Annotated in this window: 15 protein-coding genes; 8 read left to right on the top strand and 7 right to left on the bottom strand. The window is 48.0% G+C overall.

What is annotated here, in order from left to right:
* On the top strand, positions 1 to 1,908 hold the full coding sequence (locus IEV98_RS10820; protein ID WP_188505848.1) for a TonB-dependent receptor plug domain-containing protein: 1,908 nt from the start codon (positions 1 to 3) through the stop codon (positions 1,906 to 1,908).
* Positions 1,909 to 1,954: 46 nt separating this feature from the next.
* On the opposite strand, the gene IEV98_RS10815 is transcribed toward IEV98_RS10820, so the two are convergent.
* The 3 genes from IEV98_RS10815 to IEV98_RS10805 all read right to left on the bottom strand — a co-directional run bounded on the left by IEV98_RS10815 (position 1,955) and on the right by IEV98_RS10805 (position 4,986).
* A complete protein-coding gene (locus IEV98_RS10815; protein WP_188505847.1) occupies positions 1,955 to 2,671 on the bottom strand; it encodes an MIP family channel protein in 717 nt (238 codons plus the stop codon).
* Between the two features lie 225 nt (positions 2,672 to 2,896).
* Complete coding sequence (locus tag IEV98_RS10810) at positions 2,897 to 3,670, bottom strand: 3-keto-disaccharide hydrolase (protein ID WP_188505846.1); 774 nt, start codon at positions 3,668 to 3,670, stop codon at positions 2,897 to 2,899.
* Between the two features lie 2 nt (positions 3,671 to 3,672).
* On the bottom strand, positions 3,673 to 4,986 hold the full coding sequence (locus IEV98_RS10805; RefSeq protein WP_229738675.1) for a Gfo/Idh/MocA family protein: 1,314 nt from the start codon (positions 4,984 to 4,986) through the stop codon (positions 3,673 to 3,675).
* 554 nt (positions 4,987 to 5,540) lie between these two features.
* Between IEV98_RS10805 and IEV98_RS10800 the strand changes: the two genes are divergently transcribed.
* Both IEV98_RS10800 and IEV98_RS10795 read left to right on the top strand, forming a co-directional pair.
* On the top strand, positions 5,541 to 6,353 hold the full coding sequence (locus IEV98_RS10800; protein WP_188505845.1) for a helix-turn-helix domain-containing protein: 813 nt from the start codon (positions 5,541 to 5,543) through the stop codon (positions 6,351 to 6,353).
* A 56-nt stretch (positions 6,354 to 6,409) separates the two neighbouring features.
* Positions 6,410 to 7,273, top strand: a complete 864-nt coding sequence (locus IEV98_RS10795; RefSeq protein WP_188505844.1) for a 3-keto-disaccharide hydrolase — start codon at positions 6,410 to 6,412, stop codon at positions 7,271 to 7,273.
* A 64-nt stretch (positions 7,274 to 7,337) separates the two neighbouring features.
* Here IEV98_RS10795 and rpsT read toward each other — a convergent pair whose 3' ends face one another.
* Positions 7,338 to 7,592 (bottom strand): 30S ribosomal protein S20, encoded by a 255-nt coding sequence (gene rpsT / locus IEV98_RS10790; RefSeq protein ID WP_188505843.1) that lies wholly within the window; start codon positions 7,590 to 7,592, stop codon positions 7,338 to 7,340.
* A 112-nt stretch (positions 7,593 to 7,704) separates the two neighbouring features.
* On the opposite strand from rpsT, the gene IEV98_RS10785 reads away from it, so the two are divergent.
* The 4 genes from IEV98_RS10785 (at position 7,705) to smpB (ending at position 10,420) form a co-directional block, all read left to right on the top strand.
* Positions 7,705 to 8,235, top strand: a complete 531-nt coding sequence (locus tag IEV98_RS10785) for an RNA methyltransferase (RefSeq protein ID WP_188505842.1) — start codon at positions 7,705 to 7,707, stop codon at positions 8,233 to 8,235.
* Between the two features lie 126 nt (positions 8,236 to 8,361).
* On the top strand, positions 8,362 to 9,240 hold the full coding sequence (gene sucD / locus IEV98_RS10780) for a succinate--CoA ligase subunit alpha (RefSeq protein WP_188505841.1): 879 nt from the start codon (positions 8,362 to 8,364) through the stop codon (positions 9,238 to 9,240).
* Positions 9,241 to 9,299: 59 nt separating this feature from the next.
* Positions 9,300 to 9,962, top strand: a complete 663-nt coding sequence (locus IEV98_RS10775) for a metal-dependent transcriptional regulator (RefSeq protein ID WP_188505840.1) — start codon at positions 9,300 to 9,302, stop codon at positions 9,960 to 9,962.
* 2 nt (positions 9,963 to 9,964) lie between these two features.
* A complete protein-coding gene (gene smpB / locus IEV98_RS10770; RefSeq protein ID WP_188505839.1) occupies positions 9,965 to 10,420 on the top strand; it encodes an SsrA-binding protein SmpB in 456 nt (151 codons plus the stop codon).
* 5 nt (positions 10,421 to 10,425) lie between these two features.
* Here smpB and IEV98_RS10765 read toward each other — a convergent pair whose 3' ends face one another.
* Together IEV98_RS10765 and IEV98_RS10760 are read right to left on the bottom strand one after the other, a co-directional pair.
* Complete coding sequence (locus IEV98_RS10765; protein ID WP_188505838.1) at positions 10,426 to 12,243, bottom strand: MutS-related protein; 1,818 nt, start codon at positions 12,241 to 12,243, stop codon at positions 10,426 to 10,428.
* Positions 12,244 to 12,326: 83 nt separating this feature from the next.
* The gene (locus IEV98_RS10760; protein WP_188505837.1) at positions 12,327 to 12,983 is read right to left on the bottom strand and encodes a protein-L-isoaspartate(D-aspartate) O-methyltransferase; all 657 of its coding nucleotides are present in this window, start codon (positions 12,981 to 12,983) and stop codon (positions 12,327 to 12,329) included.
* A gap of 152 nt (positions 12,984 to 13,135) precedes the next feature.
* On the opposite strand from IEV98_RS10760, the gene IEV98_RS10755 reads away from it, so the two are divergent.
* Entirely contained in the window at positions 13,136 to 13,873 is a 738-nt protein-coding gene (locus IEV98_RS10755) for a hypothetical protein (RefSeq protein ID WP_188505836.1), read from the top strand.
* On the opposite strand, the gene priA is transcribed toward IEV98_RS10755, so the two are convergent.
* Complete coding sequence (gene priA / locus IEV98_RS10750; RefSeq protein ID WP_188505835.1) at positions 13,867 to 16,353, bottom strand: replication restart helicase PriA; 2,487 nt, start codon at positions 16,351 to 16,353, stop codon at positions 13,867 to 13,869. The two genes, IEV98_RS10755 and priA, sit on opposite strands and share 7 nt — an antisense overlap.
* Positions 16,354 to 16,370: the final 17 nt, after the last annotated feature.

Here is a 16,370-nt window from a genome sequence, read left to right as displayed (position 1 = left end):
ATGACAATATTATATACCCTTAAGTACGCAACATTACCTGTATTATGGTCTGGTCTAACACTAGCGCAAATAAACCCCGATAGTCGGTCGGCTCCGCAGTTAGCAGACTCCACCGCAATCCCGTTGAATGAGGTGATCATAACGGAAAATAGGATGCAACTCCCTTTTACCAAGCAGAACCGTAACATCCAGATCATTGATAGACAGCAAATAGAAGCGATGCCTGCCCGCTCAATCAACGAATTGCTAAGCCATGTGGGTGGAGTGGATCTGCGACAACGTGGGCCTTTTGGCACACAAGCGGATGTCAGTATCGATGGAGGCAGTTTTGAGCAGACCCTCATTTTGGTCAACGGCATCAAGGTATTGGATGCCCAAACTGCGCACAATAGCCTCAACCTTCCCATACCGACCGATGCGATCGAGCGGATCGAAATCATACGCGGGCCGGCAGCCCGTATCTATGGCATCAACAGCCTTACGGGTGCCATCAACATCGTAACGAGGAAACCTGCCACTTCGGGCATATCGGCACATGTGTATACAGGTTCGGGATTCAAACGCGACACAGCAAACAACGATATACTTTTCAACGGGCGGGGGATACAGTTTGGCGGCACTTGGGCCGGCCGTGCGGGCCGCCATTCATTGTATGGCAGCCACGAATCGGGCAATGGCTACCGTTACAACACGGCATTCCGCAATAATAAGGTGTTTTATCAAGGCGACGTAGCCACCAATAGCACGGATGCCGTTTCATTGATGGGCGGCTATGTATCCAACGGGTTCGGTGCCAATGGGTTTTATGCCGCGCCGGGGGACAAGGAATCGCGCGAAGTTGTGCAGACGGTACTAGCAGCAATCGGATACCGGAGCCGGTTGAACGACCGCCTTTCGCTGTCGCCCCGTGTTAGCTACCGCTATGGCTACGATGACTACCGCTATTTCCGCCATGACCTGAGCCGTGCCCGGAGCCAACACCACACGCATACGATCAACACCGAGGTAAATGCGACCCTCCAAACGGGAGCAGGTGATATCGGCGTCGGACTCGAAATGCGCAACGAAGTTATCCAAAGCAGCAATATCGGTGATCATAGCCGCAATAACTACGGGTTATATACCGAGTTCAAAACCGAAAAAATAAAGCGGCTGTTACTCAGCGCCGGCGCTTACATCAATTATAATTCGGACTATGGCTGGCAGGTATTTCCAGGCATCGACTTGGGCTACGAATTGAGCGACCGATGGAAGCTGGTGGGCCACACGGGCATGGGTCATAGAATCCCTTCATTTACAGATCTTTATATTGACCAGCGTCCGGGCAACATCGGCAATCCACTGCTGCAGTCGGAAAGCGCTTGGCATGCGGAGGGCGGACTTAAGTACGCGGACAACCGGCTAATGGCCCATATCGGGTATTTCTACCGAAACATGAATGATTTTATCGACTGGGTAAGAACATCAACAAATGAGCCCTGGCAACCACATAATTTCCAGCGCAACCGCACCCGGGGCTTCACATTTTCGGGGAATTACCGAATAGCCTCCCCGTACGAGCGAACCACGTGGATGGCCGGACTGTCTTATACATGGTTATCGCCCGAATTTGAGGACAGCCAAAATGAGGGATTCCTTTCCAAGTACGTCATCGAGAGCCTACGCCATCAGGCAACGGTACATGTACACGTTACGTCGGGCAAACTTTCGGTTACCGCGGCGGCACGGTACAACGAACGCATTAGCTATAAAAGCTATTTCCTAGGCGATGCCCGATTCGGCTACCGCGTCAACCCGGTTGACATCTATTTAGACGTTCAAAACATCTTCGACATTACCTACATTGAGGCATCGGCAGTGCCCATGCCGGGGAGATGGTTTAGTTTGGGTGTTAAGTATGGGATTTAAATCAAAAAAACGGGGGAAGCGAAAAGACATCCCCCGTATTACAATATCAGTTTTTCTTTTCCAAAAGCCGCCAAACAACCGCCGCCACAACAGCCCCCACAATCGGGGCCACGATAAACAGCCACAACTGGCTCACAGCCGCCCCACCCGCTAAGATGGCCGGACCGAAACTACGCGCAGGATTAACCGAAGTGCCCGTAATGGGAATGGCAACCAAATGGATAAGCACCAACGTGAGGCCAATGGCCAGTCCGGCCATCGTGCCATTCCCCCATTTGGAGGTGACGGCAAATATCACAAACAAAAACAGGAACGTCAGCACGGCCTCAGCCAAAAAAGCGGCACCCGTGCCGTATTCATTCTGGTAGCCATCACCCCAACCATTGGAGCCGTAGGCCCACTCAACCGGCGTGAAACCTGCGAGCTGGCCGCTAAGTACCTGTTGCAGCACAAACGCACCCAATAACGCGCCAATGAATTGGGCAATAATATAAGTGATTGCGTCACTTACGGAAATCTTGCCGTTCACAAGCATAGCAATAGTAATGGCCGGATTGATGTGGCAACCGGTGATGCCACCGATAGCGTAAGCAAAGACGACCACCGACAAGCCAAAGGCCAGCGCGATCCCTAATAGACCCAAGCCCGAAAGGCCGGCAAGGGTATCTGCACCGGCCACTGCAGCGGCTCCGCAACCAAAAAGCACCAAACCAAAGGTACCGATCAATTCGGCTACGAACTTAGTTGAAGTTTTAATTTCCATGGATTTTATAAATTGGTTCACTCAAAGATAATATCTTCCGTTTAAAAAAATATATTTTTTATCCACAAAAAAGCCCCGCTTCACAGCAGGGCTTTTCCATTTAACCAAACCTAACAAAATGAATATTGTATTTATCTTCTTGTTGATGCAAAGGTATCCCCTACTTGTTACGCTGCAATTAAACCGTGATTAAGATATTGTCAATAATCACCTTTGCCGACGGATTCAATATACCGTATCAGCAGTTTGTGATGCCGTGGTGACGCCAGGTGCCAATTCGACAATCCGCAGGTTACGGAAATGGATTTCTGCACCTTCCGACTCCAGACATAAGTATCCCTTCTTAATGGTTGATTGGCTTATCCCGTTTACAAATTTACCATTTACGGACAGTTTAATGGTACCATCCACGCAAATTACTTCATAATGGTTCCATTCTCCCTTTCCCTTACACCGATTTTCTATTGATTTGCTGCGCTCGCCCCGTGGATTGTCTGGCACCGTCGTAACCCCACCTACTCCAAATAATTCGCCGTGCACATATGCAATGGGCGGCTTTCTGCCGTCACGAGTATTCAAGTTGACCCAATCCAGCTCCAGCATCTGCACTTCCACGCCACCCGGCAAGCGGTTTTGTTCGCCGGGTTTCGCATCGCTCCACATAAACATACCGGAGTTCCCACCGGCTTCCATATGGCGCCATTCAACCGTAAGGATGTAATTTTCATATTGCTTTTCCGATCGCATTACCCCAATGGGTTCTCCGCTACAGATCAATAAATCACCATCGCGCCGCCAGGTATTAGCGGCCGTATTCACATCAATCCAGTTGATTTTTTTGGGTTTGATCTTTTTACCGGACACCAGCTGTGTAAAATCCGTTTCCGCTCCGAATGTAATGTGCCGCTCTTGTGCGATGCCTTCCGTTGCTGCCAAAACCGCGAGCGACAACAAGGCGGCACAAAGATAGTTGCTGAGTCGGTTAATCTTAGCCAGCATAATTAAATGATTAAGCCCGTTCCGGGTTTCGCCACCGGGACGATTGGAGGAGGCATGTCCATGCGGTAATCCTCGGGATTGGGACCCCACATCACATTTGATTGCAGTGCTTGCTCCCAAGTAACTTCCGTACCGCTGTAAGCCGCCAGTGTGCACAGTATGCCCAACATGGTGCTATTGGTCATCCAGTCGCCATCATTGATGGGTGAGCCCGCGCGTATGGACGCAAACAGTTCGTCATGTTCCGTCTGATACATATTGTTGTTGGGGCCATCATATTTCCATTGGCGCTGCCCTAGGATTTCGTAACGGCTGCCGATTTCGACGGCCATCTTTCCCTTTGTACCGATTACATCCACGCTATTCCGGTTCGTGCATCCTACCTGCTGCCGGGCGAAGTGATATCCCTTCACACCATTTTCATATTCAAACTCCACCGCGAAATGGTCGAATACATTCCCTTTTTCTTCCGCGACCCGTACCTGCCTGCCCCCGCTCCCGATTGCCTTCACCGGGTGGATATCACCCATTACCCAAGACATCATATCCAAGCTATGCACGGCCTGCTCCACAACAAGATCACCCGACATCCAATTGTAATAGAACCAATTGCGCAATTGGAACTCTAAGTCCGACCATCCTGCTTGTCGTGGTTTGAGACTAAGGTCACCACCGTACCGGAATGACGAAAGCGACAGCACATCACCGATAGCACCATCCAATACCTGGCCGAATACCGCCCGGTTGGGGCTTGCATAACGGAAACAGAAACCAGAAACCACTGCGAGGTTTTTCGCTTTGGATTTCCGTACGGCCTCCAAGACTTTCCGAACCCCCGGTGGGTCGATGGCCACGGGCTTTTCGCAAAAGATGTGCTTATCCGCATTGACTGCGGCCTCCAGGTGCAAAGGCCTGAAAACAGGAGGAGAAGCCAATAGTACCACATCTACGCCGGCATCGATTACCTTCTGATAAGCATCGAATCCCACGAATTTATGCTTGTCTTTCACCTTCATCTTCGAGGACTCTATTTTCATCAAGGCATCGTAGGCCGTTGCGATCTGGTCTTCAAAGATGTCGCCCATCGCTACGAGCTGCACATCCGGATCTGCCCGAAGCGCTTGGGCGGCAGCGCCGGTACCACGACCTCCGCAGCCTATCAGGCCAATCTTCAATGTTTTCTTTTTTGCAAGGGACAGGTCATTCGAGAAGCCCAATTGGTGTGCGAACGGCAGGATAATAGCCGCAGCCCCCGCCTTCTTCAGAAAGGTGCGGCGGGAGTCACCCCCGCTGCCGAGAGACATTTTTGTGATCATTGTACGAATTGTTGCTTATTTAGTATCTTCAAACAGGCCACTAATATATTGATCTTTTATAAAAATGAGGCACATGCCTATCAAATTCATCCCACTGGGTGGCCGATTGTACATCTTGGACATCAGATTTCTCAGTAACATTAACCCCGAGTTAATTTCAACCCAATGCCGCTTTGGATAGTTTGGCCTCTAAAAACTCAGAGCCGTTACACAGCTTAAAAACAGCCTTAAATACCAATTGCATTTTTTTCGCTTCAGTTTTCATCCCGATTTTCGCCAAACGAGACCGAAGTCAGTTGGAAAAGTCTCCGAACAAAGTCCGGGAACTCTCCGAAGTCAGTTTCCAAAATGACCGTGGTTAATTTCAAAACGCCCAAACCGTAATATTTTTACACTATCATGCAAATTAAACCCCTATGAATTAATTTCATTTCCGCGATCGCATAGCACGTTCAACAAACCAGCCACACTTATTATAATCAGTCATAAATTTATCCATTTTAGACAAAAAGAATCACATTTTCTCTTTATTTTTGACCCCGCAAATTCACCGCATGAAGCACTACGTAAACAGGTATTACATCACAGAAGTAGACCGGTATTCTGATACGATTTACTGCCATCATGCCGTAATGGGTGAAAAACTCATTCCCGAGCACAAACATGAAAAAGGGCAGTTCCTTTATACGGAAGGTGGAGTCGTGTACCTCAACACACCCGAACAATCCTACTTCCTGCCGGCGAGGCATTACATCTGGATTCCGGCAGGCATGCCCCATAGCATCCATCCCAGTACACCGGAAGTGATCATGCGCAATTTGTATTTTCCGGTATCTGCCTCCGATGATACTTTTTTCCATCGAACGGCCATTTATCCCGTAGACGATTTATTGATGGAATTGATGATGTTTACCAACAGATGGAACGGCAACATCCATCCGGAAGAGGAGAGCAGGTATGGCATCGCTAAATCCTTCAAGCTGCTGCTTCCTGAACTAAGCCGGGGGGCTTTGCCTCTAGCCTTACCTTATCCGGATGACGCCCGCCTCGTGAAGATTGTTGAATACCTCGATAGGCACATTGCGGAAAACATCGGCTTTAAACACATTGCTGATCAGTTTCGTATCAGCGAGCGCTCACTGGCTCGCCTATTCCAAAAGGAACTCAATATGTCCTTTATCCAATATTTCACCATTTTGCGGATGCTCAAAGGGTTAACGTTGCTGCTAGACGAAAAGCTCGCTATCAATGAGGTGGCCGCGAAGGTAGGCTATAGCAGCCTGCCCACATTTAGCAACACGTTTACCCGAATTGTAGGGGTAAGGCCAAGTGAATATGTCAAACACCGTGGGCTTTGGGATCGGTAGGTTATACAATTTATTAGTATCTTCATCGCATTAAAACTAACATCAAACATAAATAGATGAAAGCTCCCCTTATTCTCGCCGTTGCCATGGCTGCAGCGGTATGCGCCTGTACAAACAAGGCAGACAAGCTAAAATGGACCCAACTTTTCAATGGGAAAGACCTCAACGATTGGACGGTGAAAATTGCCAAACACGAAGTCGGCGAGAACTACGCCAATACCTTCCGTGTAGAAGACAGCCTCTTGAAGGTTCGGTATGATGGATATACTGATTTCGATTTCCAGTATGGCCATATCCATTATAACACACCGTACTCGGCTTACCTGCTGCGGATCGTATATCGTTTCACGGGCGAACAGGCTCCGGGAGGCGAAGGCTGGGCCTGGCGAAATAGCGGTGCCATGCTGCACGGACAGGATCCGCAAACCATGTTAAAGGACCAGGACTTCCCCATTTCTATCGAAGGGCAATTACTTGGCGGCGATGGCACCAACGAACGGACTACCAGCAATCTCTGTACTCCAGGCACCAATGTATTGATGGAAAGGGGCGGCGAGTTATTCACCCCACACTGCATCAACTCCGATTCAAAAACTTACCATGGCGACCAATGGGTAACAGCGGAGTTTCTCGTACTGGGCGACTCTGTAGTGCATCACATCCTTGAAGGCGACACGGTATTGACCTATTACAAGCCTCAGATCGGTGGTGGAAACGTATCGAATTACGACCCAGCCGTAAAAACGGATGGAAAGATATTGAAAGGGGGATACGTTTCCTTGCAAAGCGAAAGCCATCCGATCGACTTCCGTACGGTGGAATTGCTCGATCTGGAACCCTATATGCAAGACCAAGCGAAATTGCGGGAGGTATTAAAGGCAGTGAGCAATGAGAAGCGGGACGAAGCAAACAAAACATAAGACACAAAAAAAAGCCGCTCTGGAATCCAGGGCGGCTTTTCGCTTGTTGTATCTGTAGTATTTATTATGACAAACTATTTACAAGCTTCGTCAGCTTCGACTTATTGTTAGAAGCTTTGTTCTTGTGGATGACATTCTTTTTGGCTAAACGATCAAGCATGGAAATTACCCGTGGCAACAGTACCTTTGCATCGGCTGCATCAGTAGTATTCCTCAATTTCTTGATTGCATTACGGGTTGTCTTCGCTTGATAGCGGTTTCTCAAACGCTTCGCGGCGTTGGACCGGATTCTTTTAAGTGCTGATTTATGATTTGCCATTTACTTAGCTAATTATCCCTCTATTTTCAGACCGCAAAGTTACTACCTTCTTTTTAATATTCAAAACAAATCCTACAAAATTTAAAATGGCGACTTTCCTTATCTTTGCGCCATGCAGAAACTATCTATGGATCAATTGCAGCGGCCCTCCGTCGAGGTATTCAAGTCACAGGCAAAACTTCCTATCACACTGGTGCTAGATAACGTCCGCAGCATGCATAATGTAGGCTCGGCTTTTCGCACATCGGACGCCTTTGCCCTTGAACAGGTAATCTTATGCGGCATTACCGGTACGCCCCCCCACCGGGAAATCGAAAAAACGGCACTCGGCGCGACCCAGTCCGTTACCTGGCGCCACGTAACGGACACTAGCCTAGCTATCGGGCAGCTTCGTGAGGCCGGATACCGCATTGTAGCTGTCGAACAGGCCGAAGGCAGTACCCTTCTTCATGAATTCGCCCCCAAGGCTGGAGAAAAATACGCCTTGGTATTCGGTAATGAAGTACATGGGGTATCGGACGAAGTCATGCAGCTCGTAGACGCATGCATAGAAATCCCGCAATGCGGCACTAAACACTCGCTTAACATTGCCGTATCCATCGGGATTGTTTTATGGGACTTCTTCGCCAAAATCCGCCTCTAATAACGGATTCAAAATACAACGGGCCTCGGGTTCCATGTATCGGACGAGGTCGCTTTAAGTATGCCGCTCCCTGAACTTGCAAATAAAGGCAATTTTGTCTAAGTTTGCGGGGCAAAAACGAGAACAATGAGTGTATTAGTAAATAAGGATTCGAAAGTAATCGTACAGGGTTTTACCGGCAACGAGGGCACGTATCACGCCTCTCAGATGATTGAATACGGCACCAATGTAGTTGGTGGCGTAACACCGGGCAAAGGCGGCCAGACGCACCTTGAGCGTCCGGTGTTCAACACCGTTCAGGAAGCCGTGGATAAAACCGGTGCCAATGTCTCCATCATCTTCGTCCCGCCGGCATTCGCTGCCGATGCCATCATGGAAGCCGCGGCTGCCGGTATCGGTGTGATTGTATGTATTACGGAAGGTATCCCCACCAAGGATATGATTCAGGTAAAATCCTACCTGAGTGACAAGACTTCAAGGCTCATCGGCCCTAACTGCCCGGGGATCATCACGGCTGATGAAGCAAAAATCGGCATCATGCCGGGCTTTATCTTCAAAAAGGGTACTGTGGGAATTGTATCCAAATCCGGAACGCTTACCTATGAAGCTGTCGACCAGACAGTGAAGGCCGGATTGGGTATTACAACAGCCATTGGTATCGGTGGCGACCCCATCATTGGCACAACGACCAAGGAAGCCGTTGAATTGCTGATGAATGACCCTGAAACGAAGGGCATCATCGTGATCGGTGAAATCGGCGGTGGAATGGAAGCTGAAGCGGCAAACTGGATCAAGGAGAACGGCACAAAACCGGTAGTTGGTTTCATTGCTGGGCAAACAGCGCCTCCGGGACGTCGCATGGGACATGCCGGCGCCATCGTGGGTGGCGCGGACGATACCGCTGCTGCCAAGATGAAAATCATGCGGGAGTGTGGCATCCGCGTAGTGGAATCGCCGGCAGAAATCGGAAAGGCCATGGCTGAAGAACTGAACGCAAACACGTAGCGGATCAACAGGGGCATCGGGCGTCTTACTTTATTAACAATTTGCCTACCTTTGCCGTTATGCTATCCGATACCGAGGAAAACTACTTGAAAGCACTGCTCCGCATTACCGGCGAGCAAGGCGGCGTTGGCGAAGCAGGCACCAACCAATTGGCAGGGAAGCTCAATGTGCGCCCGGCCACGGCAACGGATATGTTGAAAAAGTTGAAGGAAAAGCAACTGGTCAACTACGAAAAATACGGAAAAATATCCCTCACCGATAACGGACGCAATTTAGCCATCGCGATCATACGCAAACACCGCCTTTGGGAAACATTTCTGTTTGCCAAGCTGGGATTTAGTTGGGACGAAGTGCATGATATCGCCGAGCAATTGGAGCATATTAAATCTGAAAAATTAGTCGAACGGCTCGACAGATTCCTCGGATTTCCGCAATTTGATCCCCATGGTGATGTTATTCCGACTGCCGATGGCGATTATATTAATCAAACGCGTCTCACTTTGGCTGAAGCCATAGCAGGCAACCAATACACCATTATTGCCGTAAAAGATAATAGCCCTGCCTTTCTGCAATACGTTAGCCAAATCGGCATCGGTATCCATAGTAAGGTAACCCTATTGCAGCAATACGAGTTCGATCATTCCATTGCATTGGAAATAGATGGCACAAGGATCAATATCTCGGATAAGGTAGCACAAAATATTTATTGTAGACACCTGTAACGATGGCACTTTCTTCAGATATCAATATCAAAAATAAAAAAGCCTATTTCGAATACCACATGCTCGATACCTACGTAGCGGGCATACACCTCCTTGGCACGGAAATCAAGTCCATCCGCGAAGGGAAAGCCAATATCAACGATTCGTTCTGTTCATTCCTAAACGATGGCCTTTACATCCGTAATATGCACATTGCAGAATACTCCCATGGTTCATTTTATAACCATGAGGCAAAACGGGATCGCCTGCTGCTACTGAATAAAAAGGAACTTAAAAAATTGAGAACCAAAAGTGAGGAACGGGGTTTTACCATTATACCGCTTCGCATCTTCATCAGCACCCGTGGATTTGCCAAGGTAGAAATCGCACTGGCACAGGGCAAAAAAGATTTTGATAAACGGGAGACCATCAAGGAAAGGGATACCAAGCGGGAATTAGCTCGGGTGATGAAACGCTAACCTAGCTATTCCATCACGTCAATACCGATGTTTTTCAATAGTAGGGATGCATTAAAAATTGTGCACTCCCCGGGCTTAAGTTTGTAGTCAAAAAACATCTCACCCTCCCGCACCTGAATGTCAAAATGAAAATTGGCAAGCACGTGGGGGTACTCATCAGCCAATTTAGCCAACTGCAGGTCGTGAGTGGCAACCATACCCACGCCACCATCCGCAATCAATTGTTTGATAATGGCTTTAGACCCCAAATACTTATCTTTAGAATTTGTACCACGCAACATTTCATCAATCAGGAAAAACGTATCCGGCTGGGTCTTGACTGCCTGTAAGACCAGTTGTATCCGGTTAAGCTCCGCTTTAAAGGTAGAGGTGCTTTCATTCAAGGAATCTGCGATACGCATATACGTTACCAAGCGGAAAACCGACAAACGCATCTGCTCACCGCAAACGGGCGCACCACAGTATGCCAGCACAGCATTGATTCCCACCGTACGCAGGAATGTGCTCTTGCCTGCCATGTTGGAACCGGTAATGAGGGCCACGTAATGGCTATCCATTTGGTAATCATTGGCTACTGCTGTATTGAAAGAAATGAGCGGATGCGAAAGGTTGGTTACCGTTACGATCGGTTTGGTAGATTCAATGATCTCCGGAAATGCCCACTTTGGGTGATTTCGGCTCAGGGTGGCCAGGCTGACCAACCCCTCAAATTCGGCAACAACATCAAACGCTGCCAATATCTCATTGCCATATTGTTTGCGCCAGTCAAGAATGGCAAATACCTGCCTGAAATCCCAAAGCGCCGCCATATTGAGTACAGCTCCAACCAGCATGTTTAACCGGTAATCCAATCGATCGATCAGCCCCGCCAACTCCCTGAATACCGATGAAATGGACTTATTGTCTCCGGCGGAATACAACGACACCGACAATGCTTTACTCAATCGGCTCTGCCACGTCCGTCTTTCGATCTGCTCAAATGATCGGGCGAAAGCACCCAAAAGCTGGCCGGCACGATCCACCTGTCCTGAAATATGATTTACCCGGCCGCCAAACCCCATCGCAACCAACAAATGGGCGAGTGCTAGGAAAATAGCCAATGCTGAAAACGCCGGAAAGAAAATAGCCAAGCTGATAACCAAAGCCATCAGCCAAGGTACCGCCTTCACATATAAACGCAGGAAATCGTTCCCAAACCCACGCTTGGTATTTTCCAGAAAGCGGGTAAATTGTTGCTTAAAATCGCCGCGCAACGAAAGGTTAAACACCAATTTGGCTTGAAATTGCTGACACCATTCGATATCTTCAGCCAGTTCCTTGATCACGTGTTGCCGTTCTCCAATAGTTAACCGGTCCGCGGGGCCAGACAACCAATCGGCCAACAAGCGATTGGCTTGGGGAGTGGCACACCGGTTTATCCTTGCGAACAGCGACGAAGACCCAAATATATCCAGATCACTACTATACGGATGACGGCTATCCATAAAATCCTGACCATGGGGATAGCGATTCGATTCGCCGCCGGCAATAGCTATTTCATTTTGATTTACCACTAAGAAATCCTCCCATGTGGCCTTGCGCGCCTCTAGTTTACTCTGCCGCCATACCAGCCCCATAAAGAATACGATGACCACAAAAAACAGCACAAAGACTAACCAGATATTTTCCGACTGCACGGCCACGAATAGTGCGGCGCCACCACCTATGATGGTTGTCAGGCGCAGTAACGAATTACCATTGATACGCTTACGCAGGGCCCCTATTTGCACTTCCGCATCCGCTATATTTTGTCCGTATTTATCAAAAACAGATGCTGCTATCATCGTTATTTTCATCAAGGTTGCTCAATCAATTCACCCACAATGCAACGTGTCCGATACTAAATCTTCAACTGATCGAATCAACGTCACCATGCTTTATCACCTACCAACGGAACAAAACGGAACGTATCCAGTTCAATCCGTTCGTATTCCTGTTCGCCTACCCGCAGGATAGTCACCATTTTCTGTTCTTTTTCACTTCCCACCGGGATGACCAAAAGACCTCCGATACGGAGTTGCTTCAGCATTACATCAGGTACAAATGGTGCACCAGCGGTCACCAGGATTTTATCATAAGGAGCATGTTCGGGTATACCCTTAGATCCGTCGCCAAGGAAAAAATGGGGTTTGTATCCCATATAGGGTAATACTTGGATGGTCCGGTTGTAAAGGTTGGGTTGCCGCTCTATCGTATAGACTTTGGCCCCCAATTCCAGCAAGATACAAGTTTGATATCCGGAACCTGTGCCGATTTCAAGCACGCGATCGCCGCGGTCGATATGAAGCAGTTCGGTCTGATAAGCCACCGTATAAGGCTGGGAGATGGTCTGCCCATCACCGATAGGAAAAGCAATATCTTTATAGGCTTGGTTCCAAAAAGTCTCATCAAAAAAAAAGTGACGAGGCACTTTGCCGATAGCTTTCAGCACATTCACATCAGCTATACCCCGTCGCTTCAGCAATTCTACCAGCTGTTTACGCGCCCCGCGTTCGCGATAATTGTCAATAAACTTGTAAGCCATTATGGCCCAAAAATACATAGATTAGCCGAGATTAACGCTGTTATGGATTCTACAGATTTACAAATCAGCAGTTTTTCGGATTTGCCGATCACGCCACGCCGATATCTAATTTTATTTACTATTTTAGCACGATATAAACGATTTATTTATAGATGAGGTATATACTTTTATTTGCTGTGTTGTGCTTCGGAATTGGGCAATTGGATGCGCAGGTAATAAAAATTGACACAGTCGATTATCCTAATCCCGTTATTCCAAAAACAGATAAGTACAATTTCAATACTGATTTCTGGTATACGATCGCCGTTCGGGCATATGCGCACGAGCAGTTCCCGCAATTGCTTAACCAGCCCGCTGGACAGCCTTTCCAAACCTCTTATTTAAATGGCCTTCTGTTTAAGATTAATGACAATCAAATCAGTTACCGACTCCAAGCAGCCCATTTCAACGATAAGATTACATTTGATAACGAGTGTGAAGGGTGCCTTCCAAAAGTAACCGGCAAATTTCGGAATACAGCTTTTAAAGTCGGTGTGGAAAAAAGTGTGAGCTATTCGCGCGTTCAACCTTATTTAGGTGCAGACTTGGGGTTCATGGTCCAGAAACTCAGCACCAAAGGTTATGGCAACGCCACTGTATTTGCGGAAGACAATAAGAATGCAGCACTAATTTCGCCGTTCATCGGTGTAAAATTGTACCTAATCTCCCGACTTGCTATCGGTGCGGAAGCCAACTTCAACATTGCTTATACCTATCAAAAGGTAAACAATTATGAAGATGACTCATTCAGCAACGCTCCAAACCAAACCAAGCGCTATCGTTGGGAATATTTTTTCTCTCCCGTTGCAGCGATCACCCTTCAATACAGTTTTGGTTTGATTAATCAATAGGGATCCACATCGACTTGTACCCGCACTCCCTTATTAGCTTTATTCGCCTCAAAATATAATAGCGTAACTTTCACGAGTTCCTTGACTTTCGTGATACTAATGCCTGCTCGCTCTACCTTGAGCAAGATACTGTAAATGTAATGGTTGCGCACACGACCCACCAGTGGTGCCTCTGGCCCATATACACGCTGCCCCAACCCTTCCCGCAATGACGCAGCCAAACGTTGTGCCGCGTCATACACGGCCTGTTGCTCTTTATGTTTCACATCGATTTTAAACAATCGAAAAAAGGGTGGATAAGCATAATGCTTTCGTTCGGTCACTTCCGTCATAAACATACCCTCGTAGTCATTTTCTATCACCTGCTGGATGATACGGTGGCTGGGGGCATAGGATTGGACGATCACCTTGCCGTTGCTATTGCGCCTTCCAGCTCTCCCGCTTACCTGGGCGAGCAATGAAAATGCCCGCTCATAAGCTCTGAAATCGGGGTAATTGATCAATCCGTCAGCGTTGATAATACCGATTACACTTACCTTTCCAAAATCCAAGCCCTTCGCCACCATTTGAGTACCCACCAAAATATCGTACCGCTGCTCATCAAATGCATTCAATACCCGGTCAAAGCCATGCTTGCCCCGGGTAGAGTCCAGATCAAGGCGCGCGATGCGTGCATTTGGCAATAAGGTCTCCAGTTCTTCCTCCACCCGTTCGGTACCGAATCCTTTACTTTCAATATGGGTTGAACCACAAGCAGGACACACCTGTATCGGATCTTCGGAAAATCCACAATAGTGGCAATGCAGTTTCCTACTGCTCTTATGATAAGTGAGACTCACGTCACAGTGGATGCATTTGGCAATATAGCCGCAGGTCTTACATTGTAGGAGCGGCGTATGCCCTCTTCTATTCTGGAATAGAATAACCTGCTGCTGCTGATCCAGCGCATGTTCCATTTCCTGCAACAATGTACCACTGAAATAAGAAAGCATGGTACCTTTACGACTTTCCTCACTGATATTCACCGTCACGATTTCAGGCAACCTCGAATTACCAAAACGCTGCTTTAGCTCCACCAACCCATATTTACCAGCCCGGGCGTTGTAATAGCTTTCGATAGCAGGCGTTGCCGAACCCAACAACACCTTAGCCCCATGGATATGCCCCAGATAAATGGCCGTATCACGCGCGTGATAGCGCGGGGCGGGGTCGAATTGCTTGTAGGAAGTTTCGTGTTCTTCATCAACGACAACAAGCCCCAAGGCCCGGAAAGGCAAAAATACGGCCGACCGTGCTCCAACCACCACGCTGTACTCATTATTGAGCACTTTATGCCATACCTCTGCCCGCTCATTGTCATTGAAGCGCGAATGATAAACGCCTAACTTATTACCGAAATGCAGCCGCAGCCGTTCCGTGATCTGTGTAGTGAGTGCAATTTCCGGCAACAAATACAATACATTACTACCATTGGCCACCGCTTCTTCAATTAAGCGGATATAAAGCTGGGTTTTACCAGAAGCAGTAACACCATGCAACAGTACCACGTCCTTCGTCGCAAACTGCCCCTTGATTTTATCAAAGGCCTTTGACTGCGCGTCATTGAACGTAAAGTCACCAGCTATTTCGACATCTTCGCCATCCAACCGGCTTACCGCCCTTTCCTCAACCGTAAATATTCCCTTTTCTACCAAGGCTGCCATGATCGCTGAACTGCAACCGCTTGCCTCCATTATATCCGCTTTGGGTACTTTGGGGTATTGCCGACTCAATTGGATGTAAGCCAATACCGCATCCTGCTGTTTGGGCGCATTGCCCAGCGAATCCAAAAGCAACTTCCGTCCCAAATCATCTGCATAGTCATCATGCAGTCCGATAAACACTTTCATTTTGGGCTTGTACTTCGGCAAAATTTCCTCAGAAATCAAGATAAGTCCTTTGTCAAACAGTTTTTTCAACAGCGGAAAGACGGTTTTTTGCCCAAGGAGCTTTACGATATCGCTTACCTTTAATTCGGACGAAATATCCAGCGCATCCAGTATAAGGTACTCCTTGTCGTTCAACGCTGACCGATCGGTGGCGCTACTGCCGGTTGCTGCAACAATCTTGGTCTCGCTGGCCAGCTTCAATGCAGCCGGCAAAGCTGCTTGCATCACTTCACCCAATGCACATAAGTAGTACATTGAAATCCAATCCCATAGTCGAAGCTGTACGTCATCGACGATGGGTGAATCATCCAGCAAATCGAGGATGTACTTCGCTTCGTACAGTTCAGGAGGGCGGTCAGTCACCCGGTAGATAATAGCGGAATAAACTTTGTTTTTTCCAAACTGAACGATGACGCGTTTGCCAACAGCGATGTCAGCATTCCATCCGTTGGGAACCCGATAGGTATACGTTTTCGAAATCGCCAGCGGTAATACAACTTCCACGAATAAAGTCACGCGTGCGGTAGCATTACCTTCGGTAAATTCCAGCATAGTAATTTTAAAAAAGG

The organism is Parapedobacter pyrenivorans, assembly GCF_014636865.1.
Classification (GTDB): domain Bacteria; phylum Bacteroidota; class Bacteroidia; order Sphingobacteriales; family Sphingobacteriaceae; genus Parapedobacter; species Parapedobacter pyrenivorans.
This window is presented reverse-complemented; position numbering and strand designations above follow the sequence as displayed.